This is a genomic window from Fibrobacterota bacterium, from assembly GCA_019509785.1.
In the GTDB taxonomy this organism is placed as follows: Bacteria; Fibrobacterota; Fibrobacteria; order UBA11236; family UBA11236; genus Chersky-265.
This window is the reverse complement of sequence record JAEKLQ010000046.1, coordinates 39,261-57,540: the sequence shown is the minus strand read 5'-3', so window position 1 is coordinate 57,540 and position 18,280 is coordinate 39,261. Positions and strand designations below refer to the sequence as shown.

Here is an 18,280-nt window from a genome sequence, read left to right as displayed (position 1 = left end):
CCTCAGGGTTTCAGGGCTTTCAAAACGAGATCAAGGGTCAGGTGCATCAGCTTGTCGTCGAGGACGAAGGGCCCGGAGCCGGGCATGCCCTTCCCGTGCTGATGGAATTTGATGAGTTGGTACAAAGGCGCGAAGGCAACCGACCAATATACCTCGACGGGAACCTTAATGAGTTCCTTGCGGGCGATCGCGCCTCGCACGAAGGCCTTCATAGCCTCGGCATAGCTGGGCCCCAGCGCGGCCTGGGCGCGGTCATGCAAAGGGGAGAAGCGCACTTGTTCCATGAAGGCCGCCTCAATGGGGTGGTCGAGGAACCAGCGGGCCCGGTTGTTCCATTGGTGTTTCAATCCCTCGTGGAAGGGCATGCCGGGATGGAAGTCCCTCATGGTGGTTTCCATCATCTTGGCGAAGACTTCCACGTAGAGCTGGAGGAGGAGATCGTCCCTATCCTTCCAATAGATATAGATGGTGGCGGGGGAGACCCGGGCGGCCTTGGCGAGCTTCTGCATGCTGAAGCCCTTGAAGCCGTCTTTCACGACCATGGCCATGGCCTTGCTGCGGAGAAGGCTTTCCTTCCGGGGGTCGCGGGTGCGCATGGGATCAATAATAAATGAACGTTCACTTATGTGCAAGGTTTATTCGGGTTGGGATTCTTGTGGGTCTGGGCCGGTGCGGGTCTCGGTTCCGGCTCGGATGCTCGCTTTCCGTTGGTGTTGGGTCAATGCGCTGCTCGGGGAAGGGGACGCCCGCGAAAGCCGGGTTTAGGCCTTCACGACGGCCCGGGGGCCTCGGGATGGGTTTTTTGGGCCTGATCCCGTCGCGGGCTGTCGAAGCGGTTGATCGAATCCTTTCCCCGAGCCGCGCGCGCGAGCAACTCGCCGGAACCGAGCCCCGCCCCGTCCCAGACCCGTCTATCGCAACCCGTGACCTTGCACATTTTGGGCGGGGAAGACTGGGCTGGTTCTTTGCTGAGAATAGGTGCGGTCGAAAGGCTATAGTATCTTGCGTGTTACGGGGGCGGGTTAGGTGTGTCTTTAAGAAGAAGGGATCGGGGGTACCTTCGGGAGGAGGTGGGTCACCGGGGGAAGGAGGTGGGTCACCTGGGGAAGGGGGTGGTTCCGGGTGGGAAGGTGTTAGGGTAGGGTAGCCCTTCGGATGGCGGGGACGTCGATGATGCGCGGTTGGGGTGGCGGGTCGGACTCGATGGCTTGGAGGAGGGCCGTTAGCATTTGCTCCAGGGTCACCAGGCCAAGGCGCAGCGCGCCGGCCTGCGTGGCGGGAATGCGCTCCAGCAGGGCGTAGAAGGGGAGCAAAGCGTAGGGCCAGCGATGGCCGGGGCCAAGCACGTACCAGGGCCGAAGGAAGGTGCAGGGGATGCCGGTAGCGCGTAGGAGGGCTTCGCCTTCCTGGCGGACGGCCAGGTAGGCTTTCATGGTGGGGGCGGGCTGGGCCACGCTCAGGTAGATGGCGTGGCGGATGGTGGAGCCGGGGAGGGCGTCGGCCATGGTCTGGGCGGCGCGGAGTTCGACGGCGCGGAATTGGGCGCCTTTCCAAGGGGCCGGATGCGGGGTGCCTATCAGTTGGACCCAGGTGTCGTGGCCGGGGAGGGCGGGCTTCAGCGCGGCGGCATCGAGGGGGTCCAGGGGCAGCGCCCGGGCGCCGGCGGGGACTTTGCCTTCGGAGCCGCGGCGCACGCAGGCGGTGACGCGATGGCCGCGGGCCAATAACCGCGGGATGAGGCGGCTGCCCATATAACCCGTTCCGCCGGTGAGGAACACGTTGCGAACCGCCATGGCGGCAAATATAGCTGCCCGTCCGCTGGCCTAGCTTTTATCTTTCCGTTCCCGAACGGGAGGATGCATTGGATATAAGGTCGGAAGCGAAGGGGAAATTCGTCCCGGGGCAACGTTGGATTAGCGATTCGGAGCCCGAACTCGGCTTGGGTACGGTGCTGGAAGCGGGCTTCCGCGACGTGAAGATCGCTTTCCGCGCGTCCAACGTGGTGCGCGTGTACATGCATCGTAATGCTCCCTTGCGGCGCGTGCGCCTGAAGGCGGGCGATCGGGCCCGTTCCAATTCGGGCCGGGTATTCGTGGTGAAGACGGTGAAGGAGTTCGGGGGCCTGTTGGTTTACCACGGGGACGGGGAGACGCTCAAGGAGCAGGATCTGCTCGACCGCATGACCTTCTCGGATCCGGATAAGCGCCTATTGGCCGGGCAAGCGGGGAAGCCGCGCGAATTCGCCCTCCGCTACCGCACCCACCTTTTCCGCAGGGATATGCTGGGATCGCGCGTGCGCGGCCTGGTGGGAGCGCGCATGGAACTGCTGGATCACCAGATTTCCATCGCTTACGAGGTCGCGTCCCGGCACGATGCCAAGGTGCTTTTGGCCGACGAGGTGGGTTTGGGTAAGACCATCGAAGCCGGCCTGATCTTCCATCGCTTGTTCGTGACCGGCCAGATCGGGCGCGTGCTGGTGATCGCCCCTTCGCAATTGGTTCACCAATGGATGGTAGAGCTTTACCGCCGCTTCAACCACATGTTCACGGTGATCGAGGAAGACCTGTTCCGCTCCGAGGAAAAGGGCGATCAAAGCGTGAATCCCTTCCTCAACCGGCAGACCATGATAGCGGCCGTGGACTTCTTCTCCACCTCGGCCCGGCGCGTGAAGCAGGCGGTCGAGGCCGGGCTGGACCTCCTGATCGTGGACGAGGCCCACCATCTTTCCTGGTCTACGGAAAAGGCGTCGCCCGAGTACGCCGCCGTCGAGAAGTTGTCCAATGCCAGCAAGGGAGTGCTATTGCTCACGGCCACCCCCGTGCAATTGGGCCAGAGCGGGCATTTCGGGCGCCTACGCCTGCTCGATCCGCGCCGCTTTACCGACCTGGACGGCTACCTCGCGGAAGCGGCCCGTTATCAGGATCTGGCCGTGGCGGTAGACCGCATCCTGGCCAGCGAGTCCCCGGCGCCGGAGGCTTTGGAAAAGCTGGGCGCGACCTTCCCGGGCGATGCGGCGCTACGGTCCCGCCTGGACGCATACGCGAACGGCCAACCCGGCGCCAAGCGCGCCCTCATCGACGATCTGGTCGATCGGCATGGCACCGGCCGCTTGATGTTCCGCAACCGTCGCTCGGCCTTGGGCGGCTTCCCCAAGCGCGTGGTCCACCCCGTCCCGCTCCCCGATTATCCCGCCCATCGCGAATGGTCCAAGCTCATGACCACGGGGACCGGCGCCGGGCCCTTCGCGGATGCATCCTCCCTGCGGCGCTTCCTCAATGGGGCGCCGGCCTACAATTCCCACGATCTTTCCGGCTATGCCGGCGATGCGGCGGCTTTTCTCCAGGAGGTCTGGCGCAAGGATCCCCGCTTGGCCTGGCTGGTGGGCCTTCTGAAGGAGTTGGAAGAGGAGAAAATCCTCCTTATCTGTTCCCATAAGGCGGTGGTTTTCGCGTTGCAGGAAATCCTCCCGACCCTGACGGCGGCGCCCTTCGCGGCTTTCCATGAGAATCTGACCATGGCCACGCGCGACAAGAACGCGGCCTATTTCGCGCAGCCGGACGGGGCGCGGTTGCTCATCTGCTCGGAGATCGGCAGTGAGGGGAGGAATTTCCAGTTCGCCCATCATCTCGTTCTCTTCGATCTGCCGCTGGATCCCAGCGTGCTGGAGCAGCGCATCGGCCGGCTAGACCGCATCGGGCAGAAAAGCGACATCCACATCCACATGCCGTTCCTGAAGGACACGGCGCACGAGGTCCTGTACCGTTGGTATGAGGAAGGCATGGACGCCTTCCGGCATCCCGTGCTGGGTTCGGATTTCTTTTATGACGAGCAAATCGGCGACGTACTCGCGGCCTGCCGCCTGGTGACGCAAGCAGAATACGGAGCGGGGCCCGGCGGCGGAGAAACGGCGGACGGCGCAGAGGCGGGCAAAGGGGACGAGAGCGGGGCGGCTGCGGTAGAAGAATTGGTTCGCCGCACCAAGACCCTCGCCACGCGCGTACGCGAGACCCTGGAAAAGGGGCGCGACCGGCTGTTGGAGATCAATTCCAACCGTCCCGAGCTGGCGCAGGCCCTTATCGCCGAGATGCGCGCCGAAGACGAGGACTCCGGCCTGGAGGAATACCTGGAAGAGGTATTCGATCATTTCGGGGTGGATTCCGAGACCACCGAAGCCAAGCGCGGGTATTTCATTTTCCCCGGCGATCGCATGGAGGTGGATTTCTTCCCCAATCTGCCGCCCACCGGCGTGGCGGTCACCTACGATCGCGCCCAGGCCCTGGCGCGCGAAGACTTGGCCTTCCTCACCTTGGATCATCCCATGGTGAGGGGAGCGGTGGATCTGGTGCTGGGAAGCAACGAAGGGACGGTCGGCTTCGTGGAATGGCGGGAAGCGCCTGCCAAGGGCTTCGCCTTGGAAGCCATCTTCGTGCTCGAAGCCACGGCTCCGGGCCATCTGCACCTCGATCGCTTCCTACCGCCCGAGCCCTTGCGGGTGATGGTGGACGGCCAAGGCGAGGACATCTCCCACTTGCTTCCGCGCCTGGATGCTTCCGAGGTCGAGCAGGCGCCGACCGGCTTGCTCGAGGAACATCATGAACTGTTCGACAAGCTGGTACCGAACCTGCTCGAGTCCGCGGCCGAACGCGTGAATTTCCGGCAGGCCAACGCCAAGAAAGAGGCCCATCGGGAGGCGGAGAAGCGTCTGGGGGCCGAGCGCGATCGCCTGCGCAGCCTCATGAGCATCAATCCGGCGGTAACGCAGCCCGAAGTGGAGCAAGCGGATCGCTTCCTCCAGGAAGTGCTGCGGCATATCGCGACCGCCGAGTTGCGGTTGGATGCGGTGCGCCTGGTTATCCTGGGGAAGATGGCCCTTTAGGTCCATCGGCCGATGGCGCCGGGCCGCAGCGATGGCCCTCGCGGGCCCGGAACCTTACGGCTCGATATAGCGCCACACCCCGCCGCCGTTGTTGAAACAAACGACATACCAGGAAGTGCCGTCGGTCGATGCGTAGTGGGTCGAGGTTCCCGGCCCTGCGCTTCCGGCCATGCCCGAGGGCGTCGGGCAGTAAGTCGCCCATTGGGTCCCGTCGCCGATGGGCGAACGCCGGAGGTTGGGGCCGAGAAGATTGTCGGCGTAGAGGTATTTCGCCGTCGCCACCACGCTCGTCATATAGTTTCCCGCGCCGACGGAGTATCCCCAGGACCAAGTCTCGCCATTATCCGCGCTCCGCCGGATTCCGCCGTTGCCGGGAACGTAGATGGCCTTCGGCGTTACCGCGGCCATGAAAGAACCGTGGAAATGCGTGAGGGAATCGACCTTTTTCCAGGCCGTAGCGCTAATCGCGCCGTTGTCCCGTCCGGCCGTGGTTGTTTTCCAGATTCCGCCGCTGTAATCCTGGGCGACGCTCATCCATGTGGTCGCATCCAGAATGACCAGATATTGTGATGCTCCCATTCCGGCCGGCGGCTGGTGGACGAACCATGTCAGGCCGCCGTCGGTCGACTCGCCCAAACCTTGATCCGCGCTGTTTTTCCATCCCCCATCATGAAACGTAACCAGAAGGTGGTTCGGTGGATTATCGGGAAGGATGCTCACCGAATAGAGATCCGGCGGCCAGTAGACGCTGATGGCCGCGAGCGCCGAGGCGGATTGATTGCCGATCGTTTGCGTCCAGGTGATGCCGCCGTCCGTCGATTTCCAAAGGCCCCACGATCCGTAGCCGCAAGGGGTATACAGGGTCGGAGGCGTTCCGGGATCGCGTTTGGGGTTGGGATCGATCGCGGCGCCCCAGGGATCGCCCTTCATCGTGCCCACGTTGACGGTTTTCCAGGTGGCGCCGTAATCGGTGGATTTCACAACGGTGATCGGCGTGGTCGAGCCGTCGGTGAGGAATCCATAGTAATCGCTCGGACGGACCGGGTCGTGGAGCAAACTCATGGCATAGGTGAACGGGACCGGCATGGCCATCTTCGTCCACGCGCCCGCCTGCGTGTGGCCCGCGGCCAAGCGGATGGTGCCGGCGTTCCCGGTCGGCCCCGATTGCGCGATCTGTTTCGTAGCGTATCCCGGCGCGGCGACTTCCAAGGTGTAAGATGCGCCCGATTTGGCGAGAGCGGCCGGTTCCGCGCCGGCGAAGCGGGCATCGGTCGCTTCCGCGCTTCGCGGAAGCCGGCGGCTGGAAATGCGGGCCCCGTCGCAGGTGAATGCGTCGACGGTTACCGATCCCGCGTCCCGTTCCCTCCGGATCTTCACCGTAGCGCCTTGTAATTCCACGCCGATCGAAGGGGGTTGCGATGGGCTGGGGGCGCCGATGGCGGCGGTCACGGTACCGCTAAGGGTAAAGCTGCCGTTGGCGATGCTCGTTGCCGTGAATTGCGGGTACTCGATCAGGCGGACGGACGCATTGGCTATCCCCTGCGAACTCGAGCTGTCGACCACCGTCCCCGTGATGCCGATCGACTGTGCGAACGTGCCGGCCTGCGATCCCAGGATCACCAATAGAACGCTTGGCAAACGTATTCGGTACCTAGTTAAACCGGATTCCCTTTGCGTCAAAGACCGCCTTCCCTAGGGCATCCGTACCTGGATGATATGCAAGCCCTCGCCGATCGCATCGCCGGCATCGAAAAGGGCTTCGTTTCCGCGCAGCATCGCCTTCCGCAGGCATTTTCCGGAGAGATCGTAGATAACGATTTCCCTGCTAGCGCCTGCCGCGGCCAGCGGTATCGGGATCCGCTTCGCGGCGGAAAGGAAACGGTATCCGGAAGCAGCGGGGATGCCTCGCTCGCTCTTGCGGATGCCGGTGCGGCCGGCCGCCTTTACCATCGCCACGAAATCGACGGAGGTTCCGCCCAGCTTCACCGAAGCCCCGGCGGGGAAGGTTTTCCCATACACCTCGTAATCGACGAGGTTCATGGCATTGTCCCTCCATCTCCCGGAGATCCCGGACGGGGTAAGGCCCGCGCTGGTGATCCAGGCCGGGACGCTGGCCTGCTTGGTCATCATGACGTAGACATCGGCGCCTTGGCCGCTCTGGACCGTGAAGGATAACGTGGACGGATCGAGGCTTTGCCGCCGCGTAGCGATCCAACCGGCATCGGCCAATAGGGCGGGGATGGTGTCGAAGGAGTTGTCGGCATTGCCATCGCATTGGTAGTACGCGGGCCATTGGGGTTGGACGGGCGAGTTCACGAAATAGGCCGGGTTGGTGGCGCTGCTCGATGTGAGTTGCGTAACGGGCTCTGCCGGATCGGCGGGCGCCGCGGGGGCGCTTCCCTCGAAGTAGAGTACGGCCGTATCCGCCTTGCCGGCTCCATCCGAGGCAATGACCGTATTCCTTCCCTTGACCAGCACGGAATCGAAATAGAATACGTCGTTGATGACGCCGCCCGTGGACGGGTTCGTATAGGCCCCGTCCGCCTTCGTTCCTTTGGCGGCGCCGTTCACGGAGAGGGTGATCGAAGGCCGGTTGGAGTAGACCTTCACGTCCCGCGTAGCCGTCCGGACGTACCAGTGCTTGCCGCAAATTCTGATAAGGGGATCGTTCGGCCGCGCCAAAGCTTTCCAGAGATAGGCCGGGTCCTTCGGAAAACCCGCCGCCGTGAAAAGCCCCTTCGTATTCAGCCCTTTGTACTTCGTGTCCGCTATGTCGAACAGGACCCAATGCGAGTATAACGGCACGTCCGAGGGCTTGGTCTTGAACAGGTATTGGAACTTATGCTCCAACACCAGGCTTTCGTATTCTTCGGGCTCGAAGGTTCCGACCGTGAACGTGGTGGCCTTGTAGCTTTGGTGCGAGGCGATCACGCCGCCGGCCCCGGTCTCGGAGATCCAATGGTTGCCCGCGGGGAAATCCTTGATGGCGCCGCTGTACCAACCTTGGTAGATGTTCTGGAAAATGAAATCGACTCCCGGCGGGTTCTGGCCGCTGCTGGCGTATACCACGGGGCGGGTGGTGTCGGCGGCCTTGATGATGGCCGCGAACTCGGTGGTGTTAGGGGCATAGTAATCCTCGTTGCCCGCGCCCCACCAGAGGATACTCGGATGATTGAAGTTCTGCATCACCATTTCGCGCGCGTTGCCGTCGCGTACCGCGCTTCTCACGTCGCCCTGGTTCTGGTATAGGCCATCCTCGGTGGAGAGGCCGATGCCCCTTTCATCGGCGAGGTTATAGGCGGCGGTCGCATGCGGGTAGTGGACCAGCCTCAGGTAATTCATCCCCATGTCCTGCGCCACGTCGAATTGCTTGCGGACGGCCGCGCTGTCCAGGGCGTTATAGGAGGCTTCGTTTTCGGCATGCATGCCGGCGCCTCGCAGCAGCTTCTGCTCGCCATTGATGGTGAACGAGCTCGTGGTGAGCTGGTAGGATCGGAAGCCGGTGCGCTGGGCGACCATGTCCTTGATCGCCCCATCCACCCGTAACTCCGTATAGATCCGGTAGAGGTAGGGCGCGCCCAGCGACCAAAGATGAGGGCTCGCAAGGGTGCCGTTCAGGACCAGGGAGGTATCCGAGTTCGCGGGCACCGCCAGGCTGTCCCGCAGGGTGGTTACGATCCCGTCCGTACTGTCGCAAACCATCAGGTTCACCGCCAAGGTTTTGCCGACCGGGCCGGAGTTGCGCAACATGACGCGGACGGAAAGGTTTGCGGAGGCGCTGCTGACCTTGCTTTGGGAGATATAAACCCCCGGGGAGGCGAAGTCGGTCGGATCGATGCTATACCGGTTGGTGGCGAGGATGCGGACCTTCCGGAACAAACCACCGTAATGGACCCAGCCGTTGCCGTTGGACGGCAGGCCCGGATGGGTCGCATTGTCCACCTTGACGGCCAGGACGTTGTCGCCGTCCTTGCGCGCGGCCGTGGCGTCGAAGATGAAGGCCGTATAGCCGCCCTGATGCCGGCCGAGAAGGGTTCCGTTGAGGTAGACGTCGGCATTGTCGTTGGCGCCTTCGAAGTAGAGATAGAAGCGCTTGCCTCCGGCGGTGTCCGCGCTAGCGCTTTGCACATGGGTACGATACCAGGCGTTACTATAAGTGGTAAGGTTGGCCTTGGTATTCCAAGTATGCGGAACGCGAACCATTTGCCAGGAAGCGTCGTCGAATCCGCTCGCCTCCGCGCCGGTCAGGGAATTGCTCCCCGTGAATTTCCAGGCTTGGCCGCTAAGATCGGTCCAGGATCGATCCGTGGCCGGGGGCGCGTAGCCGGCGGCATGGGCGGTTAGGGCGGAGCTCAGAAGGATCGGAAGCCAGGCGCGCATGCTGGCAAATCTACCTTCGCGGCCATGGCCGCGGGGGTGCCAATTTCGCCGCGCCAGCGGCAGACGACGTCGGCGTCGGATTCCATTACGACGACTTCACCGCAATACCTGGCCCGCACCTTCCGGCCTGCCGAAGATCGCTTTAACCGGAGGGGCGAGGGCCTTCCGGAACCGTTCCCGCATCCTCTTCGCCCACGATGCCTTCCCGCTTCAGGAAATCCAGCGTGGTCGAGAGCAACTCGTCCGGCGGGGGATTTTCCTTGCGGAATTGTTCGGCATTGGCGGCCTTGCGGTAAAGGAACAGGTACTCCCGGCAGGCCGGGCAGGCGTTCAAATGCAGGTGGTAGCGGATGGAGGTGAGCATGGGCAAATGCCCCTCCAGGTAGTCGTACATGAAGTCGCGCACCTGGTCGCAGGTATAAAGCATGTTATAGAAAACGTTCATGACGCCATCCCCGGCCCGGCGGCCGCGGCCCCCGTCATCTTCTCCTGCACCCAATCCACGATTTTCCGTCGCGCCCGGTGCAATTGCACGCGCACGTTTTCCGGCGTCATCCCCGTCACGGCCGCGGTCTCTTCTCCCGAAAGTCCTTCCACGTCCCGCAATTGGTAGACCTGCCGGGCCTGATCGGGAAGGGTGTCGATGGCCTTGCCGATCAGCGCTTCCACCGCATTGCGCGCCGAAAGCCGATCGGGCGAGGCGTCCCAGGCGGTCGCCCCCGCCAAGGCGTCGTCGGCCGATTCGGTGCTCAAGGCCGCCTCGCGGTTTTCCGTCAGCTCCACATGGGAACGCTGGCGATCCCCGATGCGATCGCAAATCTTATGGTGCGCCAGGCTGAACATCCAGGTGGTCAGCTTGGAATCGCCTTTGAAGCTCACCAGCCCTTTATGCACGGCCAGGTAGGTTTCCTGTAACACTTCCTGGCATTCCTCCGGCGACGCCAATTGCCGGCGGATGAATCCCAGGAATTTGGCGTGGGTGACGCGCACCAGCTCTCCGAAGGCCCGTTGGCCCGCAGCCCCCGATTCCCGTAAACGCCCCAGGAAATCCGGGGCGTTAATGGCCTCGAAATCCAAGGCCGGTGCCATGGGATCGGAGGTGCTCAAGGGTATGTCCGTGCTGCCATGCGAATGTTACTCGGGGCCGGATCGCCCGTTTCGGGCTGTTCCTTAGGGATTTCGGCGTTTGGCGAAATATAGATCCCGGAACAGCCTCAACGGGACAAATCCAGGACCGAGATTTCCGGCCGGCAATTGAAGCGGACTCCGTGCAGATTTCCGACTCCAGGGGAGACATAGAAGGGCCGGCCCGTATAGGAGTAGAGCCCGTTTACGAAGCGTTTGTCCCCTACTGGGGCTAAGGGCGTCCCCACGAAGGGAAGGCTGAATTGGCCGCCGTGGGTATGCCCGGCCAAAAGCAAGTCCCATCGGATCGCCGCCGCTCGCGATTTGGAATCGGGGTTGTGCGTCATCAGGATTTTGAGCGGCGCGGAAGAGGAATCGAAATCCGCCCGGATGAGACCCGGGTCGCATCGTTCCGCCCAGATGTCCCCGAGCCCTCCGATCAGAATCCGGCCCGCCGGCAAGGTCAGGATCGTATCCTCGTTCTCCAGCAGGCGGATTCCGGCCTCTTTCAATAGCCCGCGGAGTTCGGCCGGGTCGGAAGGCCCTCCCCGAGCGTGGGCCCACTTGCCTCCGTCATGGTTCCCCGGGCAAGCGAAGGTCGGCGCCGCCCGGGAAAGGATGCGGAGCGTTGCGGCGTAAGCCTCGCGGCCTTCCAGGCGATCCGTGAAGAAATCGCCGGTGATGCAGATCAGATCGGGACGTTGCGCGATGGCTTGGCGGAACGCCCCTTCCAGGTAATCCAAGGACACGGCGGGGGAGAGGTGGAGATCCGTCAGATGGACGATGCGCCACGAGTAAGGAACGGAAGCGATGCGGATGGGGGTTTGGCGGACCCGGATCCAATGGGGTTCTACGAAGCAAGCGTAAGCGGCAAGCGCGAGCATGGAGACCGCCGCGAGTCCGGATATAGCCAATATAATTGGTGATCGACGCCGCATGGATCACCCCGAAAGGGTCGCCTCGCCCCCCGTGGGGGCGCCCGCCAGCGCGGAACGGGCCGCGTCCAACTGCTCGCGGCTGCCCAGCAGCAGCAATTGATCGTTGGCAAGAAGCATTTCGTCCGCGTCCGGGTTCACGATTTCCAGGCCCTCGCGTTCGATCCCCACCAGGAAGGCCCCTGTCCGCTTCTTGAGGTCCAGTTCCCGCGGCGTCCGGCCCGCGCCCGGCATCCCTGCGGCCAAGAGCACGGTTTCCAGACGCGCCTCTTTCAGCAGGTGGGGGACCGCGCGCGCCACGGGGCCGGAAGCGAGCTCGGAAGCCGCCGCCGGCTGGGCGAAGGTCTCGGCCAAGGCCGCCTTCCCTTGGAAATAGATCTGGTTGAGGGGCGTGCGCAGCCACCACATCAAGAGCGCGGCCAAGGCGAGCAGGATCCAGAGGATATAACCGCGAGGCAGGACGGCCCAACTCAAGGCGATGCTGAAAGCGGCCAGCGCCATCAGCCCGAATACCAGGATGGCATTGGCCACCACCGCCCGCACTTCGGTTTTACGCGACCCGCCCATGGCATCGGTGATGCCCAGTTCGGAAAGGATCATCCCGAGGGCCTTCAGCTTGCGGTAGGCGGAGAGATAGACCGGCATGGCCGCCAGCAGCGCCGCGGCCCAAAGGAAGGAATTGACCGTGTTACGCCAGGGCCAAAGGGACGGGAAATAGCGCAGGAGGATGCGCGAGAGCAGCACCGCCGACAGGATGGCTCCGCCGATCAGCCCCAGGAAGATTCCCAACTGCCCGGCGATGCGCCGCAGGATGGCGCGCACCTGGCTGTCCTTGCGGCCTTGCGAGAACTGCCCCAACCAGCGGCTGTACAGGTTCAGATAGGAATGCGCCGTAGGCGGCAGCTTGCGTTCCAGCCACGAAACGAAAGGGTCCGAGCCGCGCAGCAGATAGGGCGTCACCAAGGTGGTTACCGCCGAGACGCTCACGGCGATGGGATAAAGGAAGCCGCTGGTGACCTTGAGGGAAAGGCCCAAAGCCGCGATGATGAAGGAGAATTCCCCGATCTGGGAAAGGCTCATGCCCACCCGCATGGAGGTGCGCATGTTATGGCCGGCCAGGTAGGTCCCCAGAAAGCTGGTGAGGACCTGCCCGGCGATGACGGCGCAGGTGATGATGGCGATGGGCCAGGCGTATTGCAACAGGAGGCGCGGATCGATCAGCAGCCCCACGGAAACGAAGAACACTGCGCTGAACATGTCCCGGAGGGGGATCATCAGATCCTCTATCTTGCCGATCTCGCGGGACTCCGCCAGGATCGCCCCGATCAAGAACGCCCCCAAGGCCAGGCTGAAGCCCAATTGCACCGTCACCAGGCAGAAGCCGAAGCATAGGCCCAGCACGGTGATGAGCAGCATCTCCTGGCTTTTGAAGCGCGCCACGAAGTGCACCAAGCGCGGCACCAGGATCAATCCCAGCACCAGGGAGGAAATCAGGAAGACGGCGAGCTTGCCCACCATCAGAATGGCGTCCCAGGATTGCAAGCTGCCGGTGCGGGCGATGCCCGAGAGCGTGGCGATGAGCACCATGCCCAGGATATCTTCCACGATGAGGATGCCGAATACCAGATTCGCGAAATCCTCTCCCCGCAGCCCCTGCTCCTGGAGCGCCTTCATGATGATGGTGGTCGAGGAGATGGAGATGATGGCTCCCAGGAACAGGCTGTCCATGCGCGACCAAAGGAAGGCCCGCCCGATCGCGAAGCCGATCGCCGTCATCACGATGATCTCCAGGGAAGCGGCCAGGAAGGCGGTCGCGCCCACCTGGCGCAGCTTGCGCAGGCTGAATTCCAGGCCCAGGCTGAACATGAGGAAGAGCACGCCCAGTTCCGATAAAGTCTGGATGGCCGCATCGTCCTTGATCAGGGGGAACGGGGGCGTATGCGGGCCGATGATAACCCCGGCCACGATGTACCCCAGCACCACCGGCTGCCGGAAGCGATGGCAAAGGATGGTGACCAGTCCCGAGACGATGATGACGACGGCTAAATCGTGCAGGAAGGAAAGATGGGACATGGCTTGAAAACCATATCAAAGCGAGGGGGCTATGGCAATGGCAGGGCAACGGAAGGGCGATGTGAGGGGCAGGTCTTGCGGAAGGGGCGCCTACCACTCCCGTACTGTCGGCCGGACCGACGCTTGGCCCAAAGAGGCGCATCGCCCGCCGCAGAACCCTATCTTAAGCTTATGACCAACGGAAAGGCGGTTCATATGCGAATCCTCAAACTTGCGGCTCTGGGTGTCCTCGCTCTGGGAGTGTCCTCGCACGCCGCGTACACCAACCTCAAGACCGGCGTCGCGGCGCAAGCCTCCATGCTCGATCAAAGCGGTTATAACACCGGTGTAGGCGTGAACGGCTTCGTGCAATCCGAACATGCCATGGGCATGGGCGCCGGAGGCCTGGGCCTCCGCGCCAATTTCGATGATTACCAAGCCAAGGGTGGCGCCTATAGCAACAGCGACATCCAGGAAGGCGGCGTGGCGTTGACGGCCATGGGAGGCCCGAATACGTCCCGCTTCCAGCCCCGGATCGGCGGCCACGTCGGCTATGCCCGCGAAGAGCAAGCCAACTTCCTCGACGTGGGACCGGACGTGATGGCCTCCTTGCTGTTTACGCCTCGCGTGGGCCTCAATGCCCTGGTGACCCCGACGTGGTTCATCAACGGTGATCGCACCGATTACCTCGGTACCAAGGTCGGCGTAGGCGTAACCTGGAACGTTCCGGGAGCCTGAACTAACGGGCCCGATCGCTTAAGGGGCGGCCGGGCCTTCGAGGGGCGAATCCGCCCTATTTCCTTGATTGGCGGCCACGGGCCCATCGCCCGTGGCCGCTCCGTTGCGCGGTCCCTTGAAAGTAAGGTTCGCGCCGGGAGGAAGCAAGATTTTTCCGCCCACCCCTCCGAACGTATCTTCAATGTTACTCCCCTCGGCCATTCGGAAGAAGAGGTGAATCATGTCAGTACGAAACCCGCTAAAACGCAACGCAGTCCTGGCCTCCCTTGCGGCGGCCTCCATGGCTTGCATGGCGCAGGCAGCCTCGAAGGTATCCCAGGCGTCCAATGCGTCCAGCGCCTCCAAATGGGCCGCCACGACGACCCAGAGCCGCGGCAATTCCGCAACCACGCCCGGCTCGGATACCGCGTACAACCGGCCTTATTGGGACTCCACCGCGGGCGGCACCGGCATGGGAACGCTGCCAGGAAGGGGCGGATCCTCCTCGGATAGCGCCTATGGCCGCGATACGCTATGGTCCAGCCCTTATAACCTGCCGGCCACGCCGGGCACCGGCTTGCCGAATTCGCCCGGATCCGGCCAACCGGGAACCGGCAGCCCAGGTGCTTCGGGCAATGGCGGGACCGGAACCGGCGGTTCCGGGATGGGGTCCGATTCCTCCCTCGGCGCGCCCGGCAAAACGGCCCCGGCCGCCCCGAGCAATGGCGCCACCCCCCGCGATTCCATCGGCGCGCCCGACTGGATGGAAAGAGGCTAGACCATTAAAAATGGCTCAATGCCTGGAGCGCCAACCGGCATCCGCGGCTTCAGCCTCGCGTTCGCGATCCGGGGCCCCTTGATCCGGTTCGGCGTTCCCCCGTACGAGGGACTGGAACTCGGCCTGGGTCAAGGTCTCCTTCTCGAGCAGCGCCCGCGACACCTTTTCCAGCAACTCCGGGCGGGCGCGCAGGATCTCGTTCGCATGCGCGTAGCGTTCGCGCAGGATGTCGGCGATGGACTCGTCCACGTAGCGCTGGGTTGATTCGGAAAATTCCCTCGGTCCGAAGTTCTCGGGCAAGGCCCCGCCGCCCACCCCGATTTTTGGGCCGCGGAGCACCATGTTCCGGAAACGATCGTTCATGCCATGCTCCATGATCATCTGGCGGGCGATTTCGGTGGCCCGCCCCAAATCGTTGGCCGCTCCCGTGGAGACGTCCCCGTAGGAGATTTCCTCCGCGGCGCGCCCGCCCAAGAGCACGTCGATGCGCGCCAGCAGCTGGCTTTCCGTCATCAGGAAGCGTTCTTCGGTAGGCAATTGCCAGGTGAAACCCAAGGCCCCCAACCCGCGCGGGATGATGGATATCTTCTCCACCGGATCGGCTCCCGGGGTAAAAGCGGCCACCAGGGCGTGCCCGGTTTCATGATGCGCCACCCGCTCCTTCTCCTGCGGCGTCATCAGGCTGTTCTTTTTCTTGAGCCCGGCCATCACCTTCTCGATGGCTTCGTCGAGATCCTCCTGGGCCACCTTTTCCCGCCGGGCCTTCACGGCCAACAGGGCCGCTTCATTGATGACGTTGGACAGATCCGCCCCCACGAATCCCGGCGTCTTGCGGGCGATGGCGGCCAGATCGATGTTCTCCTCGGTCTTCACCCCGCGCGCATGCCGCTTCAGGATGGCTTCGCGCCCGGCCAGATCGGGCTTGTCCACCAGGATGTGCCGATCGAATCGGCCCGGCCGCAACAGGGCCGAATCCAAGGTCTCGGGCCGGTTGGTGGCCGCCAGGATGATCACGCCCACGCGCGGATCGAATCCGTCCATCTCAACCAGCAACTGGTTCAGGGTCTGCTCGCGCTCATCGTGCCCGCTGAGGGAATTGCTGCGGCTTTTCCCGATGGCATCCAGCTCGTCGATGAAGACGATGCAGGGGGCCTTTTCGCGCGCTTGCTTGAACAGATCGCGCACGCGGGCCGCGCCCACGCCCACGATCATCTCGACGAAATCCGATCCGCTGATGCGGAAGAACGGGACCTTGGCCTCGCCCGCCGCCGCGCGCGCCAGCAGGGTCTTGCCGGTCCCGGGAGGGCCCACCAGCAATACGCCCTTGGGCACGCGTCCGCCGATGGCCAGGTATTTGGCGGGAGCTTTCAGGAAATCGATCACTTCCATCAACTCTTCCTTGGCTTCGTCGACGCCGGCGGCGTCCTCGAAAGTGGTGCTGACCTCGCCTTCTTCGACCACTTGCGCTCGGGATTTCCCCATGGAGAACAATCCGGCGCCCGCGGCGCCGCCCGCGCGCTTGGAGATGAAGCTCCATATCCCCAGGAAGAATAGGGCGGGGAACACCCAAGTCAAAAGCATGGGTAGGAAGCCCTTGCCTTCCTCCGGACGGGCGGAGTACTCCACCTTGAGGGAGTCGAGCATGGGGATGAGGCTGGCATCTTCCCCGGGCATCACCGCCCGCACGGGAGCGGCCTTGGCCAGGGATTTGGGATCGGTGCCTTTCAATTTGGGCATCCCTACGATGAGATCGGCCCCGATTTCCACCTTGTTGATTTCCCCCGCCCGCAGCTTTTCCTTGAAGGAGCTATAGGGGATCATCCCGTCGCCCATGCGCGGCGCCAAGGAACGCGCGGCCAGCATGATGCCGACCATGCCCAGCAGGTACCAGATGAGGAAGCGGTTGCCGGTGGACCCTGGCGGGTTCCGGTTGGCGGGACCCTTACTCCGCTCAGGTTTGCCTGTCTCCCCGCCTTCGGGAGGTTTTTCCTTTTCCTTAACCGGAAACCAATCTCGGGGGGAGGGCATAGTTTTACCTCCTCCAGAATGAAGGTTTTTCAGGATGGGGCCGCTAGACGGGCCATTACGCAAGTAAACCGCGGGGTTGGCAAAACGTACATTGTTGGGATAGAATAAGGACCCTATGAATTCTGCAGCTTCCGCATCCGGCCGAATCCAGTCAAACCCTTCGATTTTAGGAGGGAAGCCCTTTATCCGGGATACCCGCCTTTCGGTGGAGTTCCTGCAAGGCCTCTTGGCCACCGGATGGTCCCCTTCCCGTATCCTGGAGGTCTACCAATACCTGGAGGACGCCGATTTGGCGGCCATGGGGCGGGGGCCGGCCTCCCGGTAACTTCGGGCATACCCCCAAAAAACCCTGGAAAGGCAGGGGAATGCCTGGATTTGACGCAATTAGCGCTACGCAGATTTATCGGGTTTTTCACGCAATGAATTTGTAATTTGTGTCGTCCAAAAGAGAAATGAATTCCCGCAGGGCCCGGTGGCCCGCAACGAAAGAATCCCATGTCTTATACCTCCCATGACGAATCTCTGAAGCGTTATATGGAAGATATCCGTAAGACGCGCCCCATCTCCCGCGAAGAAGAACAGAAGCTGTTCGATCGCTGCCGCAAGGGTGATCTCACCGCGCGCAACCGGATCATCAAAGCCAACATGCGCTTCGTGCTCAAGGTGGCCTTGCAATACCGCGGCTGCCCGATCCCGCTTTCCGACCTCGTGAACGAAGGCTCCATGGGCCTCATCCGCGCGGTCGAGAGCTTCGACAATTCCCGCGGCATCAAGTTCATCTCCTACGCGGTATGGTGGATGAAGGCCTATATCACCAAAGCCATCAACGAGACCGGATCCATGATCCGCTTGCCGGCGAACCAGTGCCTGCGCGTGCGCAAGGCCCTGAAGGAGCAAGGGCAAGGCAAGGAGATGGAAGAAGAGGTGCGGGGCCTGATCCAGACCGCCGGCCGCGGCTTGTCCTTCGACGCGCCCATGGGCCCGGACACCACCACTTCGTTCCAGGAAGTGCTGCGCGACGAGCGCGCGCAGAACCCCGAAGACGAGCTGGAGAAGAACGCCACCGGCGAGCTGGTGCGCGAAATCCTCTCCGAGCTGCCCGAGCGCGAAGCGCAGGTGATCACCGGCCTGTTCGGCATGGACCAGAACGCGCCGCAGACCTTGCGCGAAGTGGGCGTCGGCCTGAATATCTCGCATGAGCGCGTGCGCCAATTGCGGGACCAGGCGCTGCGCCGCATGCGCGCCAGCAACGCCTTCGGCCGCTTGACCAACAAGTACCAGGGCTATTTACAAGCCATGGTCGGCGCGTAAGCACCGGCCCTGACGCCTAGGCCTGACATCGGCGGGATCGAATCCCGCTTGCTATCTCTTCCTTCCGCGCCTCCCCGA

At 63.0% G+C, this 18,280-nt stretch carries 14 protein-coding genes; 5 read left to right on the top strand and 9 right to left on the bottom strand.

What is annotated here, in order from left to right; translation table 11 throughout:
- Positions 1 to 2 precede the first annotated feature (2 nt).
- Positions 3 to 596 carry a TetR/AcrR family transcriptional regulator gene (locus JF616_13920; protein MBW8888848.1) on the bottom strand — a complete coding sequence of 198 codons (594 nt, stop codon included), beginning with the start codon at positions 594 to 596 and terminating at the stop codon, positions 3 to 5.
- Positions 597 to 1,133: 537 nt separating this feature from the next.
- Positions 1,134 to 1,793, bottom strand: a complete 660-nt coding sequence (locus JF616_13915) for an NAD(P)H-binding protein (protein ID MBW8888847.1) — start codon at positions 1,791 to 1,793, stop codon at positions 1,134 to 1,136.
- 68 nt (positions 1,794 to 1,861) lie between these two features.
- Between JF616_13915 and rapA the strand changes: the two genes are divergently transcribed.
- Positions 1,862 to 4,876, top strand: a complete 3,015-nt coding sequence (gene rapA, locus JF616_13910) for an RNA polymerase-associated protein RapA (GenBank protein ID MBW8888846.1) — start codon at positions 1,862 to 1,864, stop codon at positions 4,874 to 4,876.
- A gap of 54 nt (positions 4,877 to 4,930) precedes the next feature.
- Here rapA and JF616_13905 read toward each other — a convergent pair whose 3' ends face one another.
- The 6 genes from JF616_13905 to JF616_13880 form a co-directional block, all read right to left on the bottom strand.
- Positions 4,931 to 6,514, bottom strand: coding sequence for a hypothetical protein (locus tag JF616_13905; GenBank protein ID MBW8888845.1), 1,584 nt, complete (start codon positions 6,512 to 6,514; stop codon positions 4,931 to 4,933).
- Positions 6,515 to 6,568: 54 nt separating this feature from the next.
- The gene (locus tag JF616_13900) at positions 6,569 to 9,256 is read right to left on the bottom strand and encodes a beta galactosidase jelly roll domain-containing protein (protein MBW8888844.1); all 2,688 of its coding nucleotides are present in this window, start codon (positions 9,254 to 9,256) and stop codon (positions 6,569 to 6,571) included.
- 142 nt (positions 9,257 to 9,398) lie between these two features.
- A complete protein-coding gene (locus JF616_13895) occupies positions 9,399 to 9,701 on the bottom strand; it encodes a zf-HC2 domain-containing protein (GenBank protein ID MBW8888843.1) in 303 nt (100 codons plus the stop codon).
- Positions 9,698 to 10,363, bottom strand: coding sequence for an RNA polymerase sigma factor (locus JF616_13890; GenBank protein MBW8888842.1), 666 nt, complete (start codon positions 10,361 to 10,363; stop codon positions 9,698 to 9,700). The genes JF616_13895 and JF616_13890 overlap by 4 nt, the downstream gene beginning before the upstream one ends.
- Before the next feature lie 107 nt (positions 10,364 to 10,470).
- The gene (gene yaeI, locus JF616_13885; GenBank protein ID MBW8888841.1) at positions 10,471 to 11,265 is read right to left on the bottom strand and encodes a phosphodiesterase YaeI; all 795 of its coding nucleotides are present in this window, start codon (positions 11,263 to 11,265) and stop codon (positions 10,471 to 10,473) included.
- Between the two features lie 57 nt (positions 11,266 to 11,322).
- Positions 11,323 to 13,389 (bottom strand): cation:proton antiporter, encoded by a 2,067-nt coding sequence (locus tag JF616_13880; GenBank protein ID MBW8888840.1) that lies wholly within the window; start codon positions 13,387 to 13,389, stop codon positions 11,323 to 11,325.
- Between the two features lie 195 nt (positions 13,390 to 13,584).
- On the opposite strand from JF616_13880, the gene JF616_13875 reads away from it, so the two are divergent.
- A complete protein-coding gene (locus tag JF616_13875; GenBank protein MBW8888839.1) occupies positions 13,585 to 14,106 on the top strand; it encodes a hypothetical protein in 522 nt (173 codons plus the stop codon).
- Positions 14,107 to 14,326: 220 nt separating this feature from the next.
- A complete protein-coding gene (locus JF616_13870; GenBank protein ID MBW8888838.1) occupies positions 14,327 to 14,863 on the top strand; it encodes a hypothetical protein in 537 nt (178 codons plus the stop codon).
- A 15-nt stretch (positions 14,864 to 14,878) separates the two neighbouring features.
- On the opposite strand, the gene ftsH is transcribed toward JF616_13870, so the two are convergent.
- The gene (gene ftsH, locus JF616_13865) at positions 14,879 to 16,891 is read right to left on the bottom strand and encodes an ATP-dependent zinc metalloprotease FtsH (protein ID MBW8888837.1); all 2,013 of its coding nucleotides are present in this window, start codon (positions 16,889 to 16,891) and stop codon (positions 14,879 to 14,881) included.
- Positions 16,892 to 17,006: 115 nt separating this feature from the next.
- Between ftsH and JF616_13860 the strand changes: the two genes are divergently transcribed.
- Together JF616_13860 and JF616_13855 are read left to right on the top strand one after the other, a co-directional pair.
- The gene (locus tag JF616_13860; GenBank protein MBW8888836.1) at positions 17,007 to 17,216 is read left to right on the top strand and encodes a DUF433 domain-containing protein; all 210 of its coding nucleotides are present in this window, start codon (positions 17,007 to 17,009) and stop codon (positions 17,214 to 17,216) included.
- 170 nt (positions 17,217 to 17,386) lie between these two features.
- Positions 17,387 to 18,202, top strand: coding sequence for an RNA polymerase sigma factor RpoD/SigA (locus JF616_13855; protein ID MBW8888835.1), 816 nt, complete (start codon positions 17,387 to 17,389; stop codon positions 18,200 to 18,202).
- Positions 18,203 to 18,280 lie beyond the last annotated feature (78 nt).